Annotated in this window: 8 protein-coding genes; 4 read left to right on the forward strand and 4 right to left on the reverse strand. The window is 75.0% G+C overall.

What is annotated here, in order from left to right; translation table 11 throughout:
• Positions 1-113: 113 nt before the first annotated feature.
• A complete protein-coding gene (locus ACFV0O_RS23915; RefSeq protein ID WP_380345097.1) occupies positions 114-1,118 on the reverse strand; it encodes an esterase/lipase family protein in 1,005 nt (334 codons plus the stop codon).
• A 114-nt stretch (positions 1,119-1,232) separates the two neighbouring features.
• Here ACFV0O_RS23915 and ACFV0O_RS23920 point away from each other — a divergent pair, with 114 nt between their 5' ends.
• Positions 1,233-2,702, forward strand: coding sequence for a helix-turn-helix domain-containing protein (locus ACFV0O_RS23920; protein WP_380345099.1), 1,470 nt, complete (start codon positions 1,233-1,235; stop codon positions 2,700-2,702).
• 220 nt (positions 2,703-2,922) lie between these two features.
• Here the strand turns inward: ACFV0O_RS23920 and ACFV0O_RS23925 are convergent, their stop codons facing one another.
• Positions 2,923-3,285, reverse strand: a complete 363-nt coding sequence (locus ACFV0O_RS23925; RefSeq protein ID WP_360262562.1) for a peptidoglycan-binding domain-containing protein — start codon at positions 3,283-3,285, stop codon at positions 2,923-2,925.
• Positions 3,286-3,405: 120 nt separating this feature from the next.
• Positions 3,406-4,161, reverse strand: coding sequence for an acyltransferase (locus tag ACFV0O_RS23930; protein ID WP_380345101.1), 756 nt, complete (start codon positions 4,159-4,161; stop codon positions 3,406-3,408).
• 170 nt (positions 4,162-4,331) lie between these two features.
• Between ACFV0O_RS23930 and ACFV0O_RS23935 the strand changes: the two genes are divergently transcribed.
• Positions 4,332-5,096: a maleylpyruvate isomerase family mycothiol-dependent enzyme gene (locus ACFV0O_RS23935; RefSeq protein ID WP_380345103.1), complete on the forward strand. Its 765-nt coding sequence runs from the start codon at positions 4,332-4,334 to the stop codon at positions 5,094-5,096.
• 102 nt (positions 5,097-5,198) lie between these two features.
• Here ACFV0O_RS23935 and ACFV0O_RS23940 read toward each other — a convergent pair whose 3' ends face one another.
• A complete protein-coding gene (locus ACFV0O_RS23940) occupies positions 5,199-5,972 on the reverse strand; it encodes an enoyl-CoA hydratase family protein (RefSeq protein WP_360262565.1) in 774 nt (257 codons plus the stop codon).
• Between the two features lie 400 nt (positions 5,973-6,372).
• Here ACFV0O_RS23940 and ACFV0O_RS23945 point away from each other — a divergent pair, with 400 nt between their 5' ends.
• Together ACFV0O_RS23945 and ACFV0O_RS23950 are read left to right on the forward strand one after the other, a co-directional pair.
• A complete protein-coding gene (locus ACFV0O_RS23945; protein ID WP_380345105.1) occupies positions 6,373-7,239 on the forward strand; it encodes an ATP-grasp domain-containing protein in 867 nt (288 codons plus the stop codon).
• A gap of 64 nt (positions 7,240-7,303) precedes the next feature.
• Positions 7,304-7,708, forward strand: coding sequence for a RidA family protein (locus tag ACFV0O_RS23950; RefSeq protein WP_380345107.1), 405 nt, complete (start codon positions 7,304-7,306; stop codon positions 7,706-7,708).
• The last annotated feature ends 191 nt before the right edge of the window (positions 7,709-7,899 follow it).

Consider the following 7,899-nt stretch of genomic DNA (forward strand, 5'->3'; position numbering starts at 1 on the left):
CCTCCCCCCACCCCCCCCCCCCCCACACCCCACAAACCCACACCCCCCCCACCCTCAGCCCCCGGTGTTCCACCCCCCGGGGTGGGGGGGGGGGCCCCCCCCCGCTGCCGCCGTCAGCCGCAGAGCACCGGTGTGGCGTGCGCCGGGTCCAGGGCGTTGGTCACCAGGTGCAGCGCCGTCGGCGAGAACGCGATCCCGACGTGCTCAACGAGTGAGATCGGGCAGCGGTCCTGGAGTACCACGTCGTCGACGCCCGGACCGTTGAGGAACTGGGTCCGCCACGGGGTAACGACCTCGTCGTACACGGTCGAGATCACCGTGTAGCTCACGCCCGGCACGGTGTCCGGGCGGGAGGCCATCGCCTTGTTGAAGTCGGAGCCGACCGCCTGGTCCCGGCAGGCCTGGCAGACGGTGTAGATCAGGTTCGCCACGCCGGGGAAGTACGGTGCGAGGTTGACGATCCCGTCGAGCGTCGTGCCGTGGTTGGAGGGCGCCAGCCCGACCAGCTTGCCGACCTTGGACGCGCCGCCGAGGAACTTCAGGTAGTAGTTCGGCAGCATGCCGCCCTGCGAGTGCCCGACGATGTCGACCTTGGGCGCGCCGGTCGCGTTGCGCACCAGGTCCACGAAGCGGGCGAGTTGGGCGGCCGAGTCGGGCACCGCGCCGAGCCCGCCGATCGGGAGCAGCAGGCCGCTTCCGGTGGAGGTGATGCCGGGGATGGTCCCGTAGTCCAGGGCGAAGACGCAGTACCCGAGGCTCTTCAGCAGCGGGGAGAGCGCCAGCCAGTTCTCGTAGCGGTTGGCGAAGGTGCCGTGGACCAGGACGACCGGGTCGGGGTGGGCGGCGGTCGGCCGGCAGGTCCAGTCGTTGGCGCCGGGCGGCGAGGCCACCGTGTCGCCGTCGGGCGGCAGTTCGGCGGCGGTCACGCGGGCCGTACCGGCAGCGGCGACGGCGGTAGCGGCGACGGCGTCCGTAGCGGCTCCGGCGGCCGGGGCCGCGGAAGCCGGCGCCGCCGTCGCGCCGACCAGCAGGGCACCCGCCAGCAGGGCCGCGCCCAACGTGCCGCCGAGCGTGCGTCGCAGGGGATTTGCGGAGAAGCGGAGAAGTGGGGTTCTCAACTGTTGCCTCCACAGCGGAAGTTTGTTACCAACAGGTAACCCGAGTGGCTCCATCATGCGGTCGCCCCTCCGGCCCGGCCCTTGGGTGTCCCCCAGACCTGGACGGTGTTCTCTGTGACCGGTCACAACGCACCCCACTGCACGCCCCCGGACACCCCCGCACCGGCACCGGGTTGGCGCGTCCCGGTGATCGGCGGTCTCCCGGCCGACCAGCGGCTCCTCTGCGCGGTACGCGAGTTGGCCCAGGCCGTGGTCGCCGCACTGCTGGACCGCGTGCCGGTCTACCGCCGGCTGCCGCGCGAGCAGCTCACCGGCGAACTCACCCGGGACACCGAGCGCCGGATCCGCGCCCTCGCCCACACCGTCCGCACCGGACTCCCAGCCCCCGCCGAGGAGTTCGCCGCCGTCCGGGAGTCCGCCGCCCGGCGCGCCGAGGAGGGCCTGCCGCTGGACGCCGTCCTGCTCGCCCACCACCTCGGGCTGGAGGTCTGCTGGGAGTTCGTCACCCGGCACGCCCGGGACGGCGACTCCGCCGAACTGCTGGTCCTCAACCGGCTGTTGCTCGACCAGCTCCGGCAGGCCGCGACCGCGGCCGGGGCCGGCTACCTGGACGGACGTCGCCCGACCGCCGACCGGCGGTCCACGGCCAGGCAGTCCCTGCTCACCGCACTGCTCGCGGGCACCCCCGCCGACGGGGCCGCCGCACGCGCCGGGCTCCGGCTGCCCGCCCGCTACGCCGTGCTCTGCCTGTCCGTCGCCGACCACCCCGACGAGCACTCCCCCGGCGTCGACCCGGGCGTCGCCGCCCACCGCAAGCTCCGCCGGCTCGGCGCCGAACTCGACCACCGCACCCGGCAGTCGGCCCTCACGGCGCTCACGTCCTCCGGCGGCCTGGTGCTCGTCCCGCTCGACGACGCGCCGGGGGCCCCGAACGGGCCTGAGTCCCCGAGACCGTGGCAGCCGTCCAAGCCGTCCGAACCGTGCAAGCCGTCCGGGCCCTCCGTACTCACGGGAAGGTCCGCGCCCCCGAGGCCGTCGCGCCTGTCGGCGTCGGCCGTGCCCACGGGCTCGGTTCCGCCGGTACCTCCTGACGGCGGTGCCGGGATCCCCTGGACCCGGCTCTCCGCCACCCTCGCTGCCGCCTCCCGGGCCGCCGGTGCGCCGGTCCTGGCCGGTGCGGCCGCCGCCGTACCCGCCGAGGTGCCGGAGGCAGCCGCCCTCGCCTACGAAGTCCTGGACGTCGCCCGGGCGTTCGGACACCCACCCGGGCTGCACCGGCTGGACGACGTCCTGCTGGAGTACCAGCTCAGCCGCCCCAGCCGGGCCCGCGCGGGGCTCGCCGCCCTGCTCGAACCCCTGGCCGACTCCGGGGAGTTACTCACCACCCTGCGCACCCATCTGGCGGGCGGCCTCAACCGCCGGCACACCGCGAGCGCGCTGCACCTGCACCCGAACACCGTCGACTACCGGCTGCGCCGGATCGCCGCGCTGACCGGCCTGGATCCGGCCCGGCCCGCCGACGTCCTGCGGATCACCGCCGCCATCGCGGCGCGGGCCGCCGAACAGGGCTCCATCGCAGGGTAGTTCGGGCCCCCTTCCGCGCACGGCCGTTCGACCCCGCCCTCACCCCATCCCATCCCATCCCCCGGGAACATCACGCCGACAACCCCGGCACCCCCGGCACCCCACACCAGGCGGAACCGGAGGCACCCGCACCGCCGCCGTCCACGAGACGGCCGCAGCCCGGGTGCCGACGGCAGGCGCGGTCAGTCGTCCGGCCGGGCGCCTCCGCGGGATCCGGACCTCAGCAGTCGATCCAGCCGTGGGTCAGCACCCAACCGTTCAGCTTGTCCCAGGTCTGCGGGCCGACGACACCGTCCTGCCCGAGGCCGGTGCACCGCTGGAAGCGCCAGACGGCCGCGTCGGTCCCCTTGCCCCAGATCCCGTCCTCGTCCAGCCGGGCGCTGCCCGAGGAGTACGTGACGTGGTTGAGCTCGCACTGGAGCTGCTTCACCGCGTCACCGGTGTTGCCGTACCGCAGCGTGGGCTGGGCGGCCGTGTATCCGCAGTACTGCGAGGCCTGCGCCGAGGCGGCGGGTGCGGTCGCGATCCCGGCTGCCAGCACGATTCCGGCGGTGACGAGGCCGCCGACGAGACGGTTGCGCATGAGACTCCGCCGTTCACAGGTTGATCGTCCATAGGTCGATCAAAATCGAATGAAAGGCACGCCAACCGACAGATCGTCAGAACAGTGGAGGATTCACCTAAAGGATCGACAAAACCATGGTCAGTCCTGCTCGCCGGGCAGCCGCAGGTCCCACCCGACCAGCGCACGCAACTGCTCCGCCGTCACGCCCTCCGGCACCGGCTGGGGCGCGTCGTGGCGCAGCGGCGGCTGCCAGCCCTCCTCCTCGGTCCAGCGGCGGACCACCTTGGCCGGCGCCCCGGCGACCACGCTGTGGTCGGGCACCTCACCGCGCACCACCGCGCCCGCCGCGACCACCACGTTCCGGCCGAGCCGGGCGCCCGGCAGGATCACCGCACCGGTCCCGATCCAGCTGCCCGCGCCGATCTCCACCGGCTCGTTGCGCGGCCACTGCTTGCCGATCGGCAGGTCGGTGGCGCGGTACTCGTGCGCCTGGTCGGAGATGTAGACACCGGGCCCGGTCCAGACGTCGTCGCCGAGCACGATCGACTGGTGGCCGACGATGTGGCTGTCCCGGCCGATCACGCAGCCGCCGCCGATCCGCACGATCGGCTCCGGCCCGAGGTCGAGGCCGGGCAGGAACCCGGCGCTGATGGTGACGCGCTCGCCGATGATCGAGAACGGCCCGATGGTGATCCACTGCTCGTTGAACACCGCGCCGAGCGGGAACGCGAGCGTCGTGCCGTCCCCCAGCTCGCCGAACCGGTACGGGCCGGGGCTCCGGTTGGTGACCGCGCCCGCCGTCTGCACCCAGCGCCAACCCCGGTGGACGAGGCGCCCGGCGGCACGGCGGCCGCCTGCCCGGACGGCGGAGACGAGGGAGCGGGTTATCGGCATGCGCTCACGTTACCGGCCCGTAGCGGAGGCCCGGCCGCCGGGCGGCCAACATCACACCACCCCCTCCCGGCCTGCCCGCCCCACCCGCCGCGGGGCTCCCCAACCCGACCATTCGAATGACTGTCCGAAAATCGCGGACCACCCGGCTCCGCGATGGAAGACTCCGCTCCATGGAGATCACCGCGCACATCGACGCGCTGCGACACGAGGGCACCCGGCTCGCCGAGGCCGCCGCCCGTACCGACCTGTCCGCCCCCGTCCCCACCTGCCCGGAGTGGCAGGTGCGGGACCTGCTCCGACACGTCGGCTCCGTGCACCGCTGGGCCGCCACCATCACCGCCCGGGGCCTGTCGGCGCCGCCGGACGAGGCCACTGCGGAGGCGGCCGTCGGGCCGGTGCCCTCGGACACCGCACTGCTCGACTGGTACCGCGAGGGCCACGCCACGCTGGTGGACACGCTCACCACGGCCCCGGCCGACCTCGCGTGCTGGAGCTTCCTGCCCACGCCCAGCCCGCTCGCGTTCTGGGCCCGGCGGCAGGCGCACGAGACCGCCATCCACCGGCAGGACGCGGACGCCGCAGCCGGTGTGCCCGGGCCGCCCGTGGACACCGTGCTCGCCCTCGACGGCATCGACGAACTGCTGCGCGGCTTCATGACCGGCAGCCGGAGCACCCTGCGCAGCGACCACCGGCGAACCCTCCTGGTCCGCGCGACCGACGGGCCCGGCTCCTGGCACGTGACGATCACCCGGGAACCCTTGACCGTCACCACCGACGCGAGCGCCGAACCGGCCGACCTGACCCTCGCCGGCCCGGCCCGCGAGCTCTACCGGCTGCTGTGGAACCGGCTGCCCGCCGAGCAGGCCGGGGAGGTCGAGCGGACCGGTGACCGGGGCCTGCTCGACCTCTGGCGGGACACCGCAGTGATCGGCTAGGCCGGACAGGGCCGAGGCCTGACGCCTCCCACGTCCCGCCCCGGATGCGCCGGCCGGCACGACGCCACTGGCCGGCGCACCCGCGGTCACCACCGCGAACGGTCAGCGCACCCAGCGCGCGGGCCGCTTCTCCAGGAACGCCCGCATGCCCTCCTGCGCCTCCTCCGAGCCGAACAGCCGCGCCGACAGCTCCACCAGCTCGTCGGCGTCCCGCTCGAAGGAGCGCACCACCTCGGCGTTCGCCAGCCGCTTCGACTCCGCCAGCCCCTGCGGGGAGCCCTGGCGCAGCGCGTCCAGCAGGCCCTTCAGGATCACGCCGGTGTCCTCGGCGGACCCGCCGGCGCTGGTGATCAGGCCGATCCGGGCGGCCTCGGCGGCGTCGAAGACCTCGCCGGTGAGGTAGTAGCGGGAGGCGGCGCGCGGATCCAGCTTGGGGCGCAGCGGCAGCGAGATGACGGCGGGCGCGAGGCCGAGCCGGACCTCGGTGAAGGCGAAGGTCGAGGCCGGTCCGGCGACGGCGAGATCGGCCGCACCGACCAGGCCGAGCCCGCCCGCCCGCACGTGCCCGTCGATGACCGCGATCACCGGCTTCGCGCAGTCCACGATCGCCCGCTGCAGCTCGACCAGGCCGCGCGGGCCGACCGTCGGGTCCGCGCCGGTCGCCTCGGAGAGGTCGGCGCCCGCACAGAACACCTTGCCGGTGTGCCCGAGGATCACGGCGCGGACGTCCGCGTCGGCCGCGGCCGACGCCAGCCCGGCGTGCAGCTCGGCCATCAGGCGGGTGGAGAGCGCGTTGCGGTTGTGCGGCGAGTCGAGGGTGAGCGTGGTGACGGCGTCGGCGGTGCTGACGCGGACGAGGGGCTCTGCGCTGGTCATCGGCGGGGCCTGCCTTCCGGCTGAGGGTGGGTCGGACTGCGGACTACGGGACTGCGGGCGCGGTCCGGGGTGCCGGACGGCGCCCGGACGACTCTGGCACGCCCACCCGCCCCTCGGCCAGAGCCAACCTGCCACGTGCCGGAGCCGACCTGCCGGGTACGGGCGGCCGACCCGCCGTTCAGGAGCGTCCGACCTCCCGCGTGCCGGAGCCGACCCGCCGCGTGCCGCGGGCACCCTGCCCTGCACCGGCTGCCCCGCACCGGCGGCCGAGCCGTCACCCACCGGCCCCTGCCTCCCGCGCACGCCGGGGTGGCGTCCCGCCCGGCCGAGGCCGACGAACCGCGGCCCCCGGCCGAAATCCGGTGGTCACGGCCACCGCGCCCACGGCAGCATCGTCGCCATGACCGCCGACACTCCCGTCCTGCTCCTCGCGCCGCGCATCAACGAGACCGGCCTCCAGCTGCGCACCGCCGCAGGGCGCCGCGGCCTGCGCGCATGCGTCGCGACGTCCTGGCAGGCGCCGCGCGAACTGCTCGGCGAGCGGGTGCACGTGTACGGCGGTCCGCTGTTCGGCGACGCCGTCGGACGGGACCTCGGACTCGGTCTGCTGGAGCCGTCCGCCGACTGGCTGACCCGCTTGCCACCGGCCCTGACCGGGCGCCGGGTCGTTTCCACCACCCTGGCCGAGGCGCGCCGGCTGGGCCGGCCGGCCTTCGTCAAGCCGCCGGCGGACAAGCTGTTCGCCGCCCGGGTCTACCCCGACGGCGGCGCACTGCCGGGGCCGGACGTGCTCGACGGTGACACGCCGGTGCTGGTGAGCGAGGTGGTGCGGTTCGGCGTGGAGTACCGCCTGTTCGTGCTGGACGGTGAGGTGCGGGCCGGTTCGCGGTACGCGGTGGACGGCGAGTTGTCCGTCGCACCGTTGGAGACCGCGTGCGTTGCTGCCGGACAGGGCGCCGGGGAGGCCGGCGGGGACGCCGGCGGAGTGCCCGCCGGGGAGGCCGCCGAGGTGCTCGCGTTCACCCGCGACGTACTGGCCGCGACCGCGGCCGGCGCTCCGTTGCCGAGTGCCTCCGTGGTGGACGTCGGCCGTACGGAGAAGGGACGTTGGGCCGTCGTCGAGGCCAACGCGGCATGGGCCAGCGGTGGTTACGCGGCCGACCCGGCCGCGGTCCTCGACGTGGTCCTGCGGTCGGGCGGGCCGGCCGCCCGACTCCTCACCACCGACCGCCCGTTCCTGCGCGAGCTGCCCGAGGTGGTGCGCTGAGGCCGGTCGGCGGTACGGAGCCGGGGCTTGCGGGGCGGACGGATCATGGCGCACTATCCGCGCCATGACCACCACTCACCTCACCCACATCACCGAGCCGCCCGGGGTCGCGCCCGGCACCGGCTACACCCAGGTCGTCACCGGCACCGGCCGGCTGGTCCAGGTGTCCGGCCAGGTCGCCTTCGACGAGCAGCGGAACCTGGTCGGCGTGGGCGACCCGAAGGCGCAGGCGCGGCAGGTCTTCGAGAACCTGCGCCGCTGCCTGGCCGCCGCCGGGGCCGGGTTCGAGCACGTCGTGAAGTTCACCTTCTTCATGACCGACATCGCCTACCTCGCGGACATCCGCGAGGCCCGTGACGAGTACCTGGGCTCCCTGCCCCTGCCGGCCGCCTCCGCGATGCAGGTGGTGGCCCTGTTCAAGCCCGACGTGCTGATCGAGATCGAGGCGGTGGCGGTCCTCCCCGAGTAACCGACGGAAACCCACAGAAGCCGACGGGAGCCGACGGGAGCCGGCTGAACCCGGCAGGCGCCGGCGCAGACCGACGGGGCTCACCCCGCCCGGAGGCCCGGGGGGCCCCGGGGGGGGCCCCCCCCCCCCGGGGGGGCCGCCCCCCCCCGCCCGCCCCCCCCCCCCCCCCCCCCCCCCCCCCCCCCCCCCCC

The organism is Kitasatospora sp. NPDC059577, from assembly GCF_042735475.1.
Taxonomy (GTDB): Bacteria; Actinomycetota; Actinomycetes; order Streptomycetales; family Streptomycetaceae; genus Kitasatospora.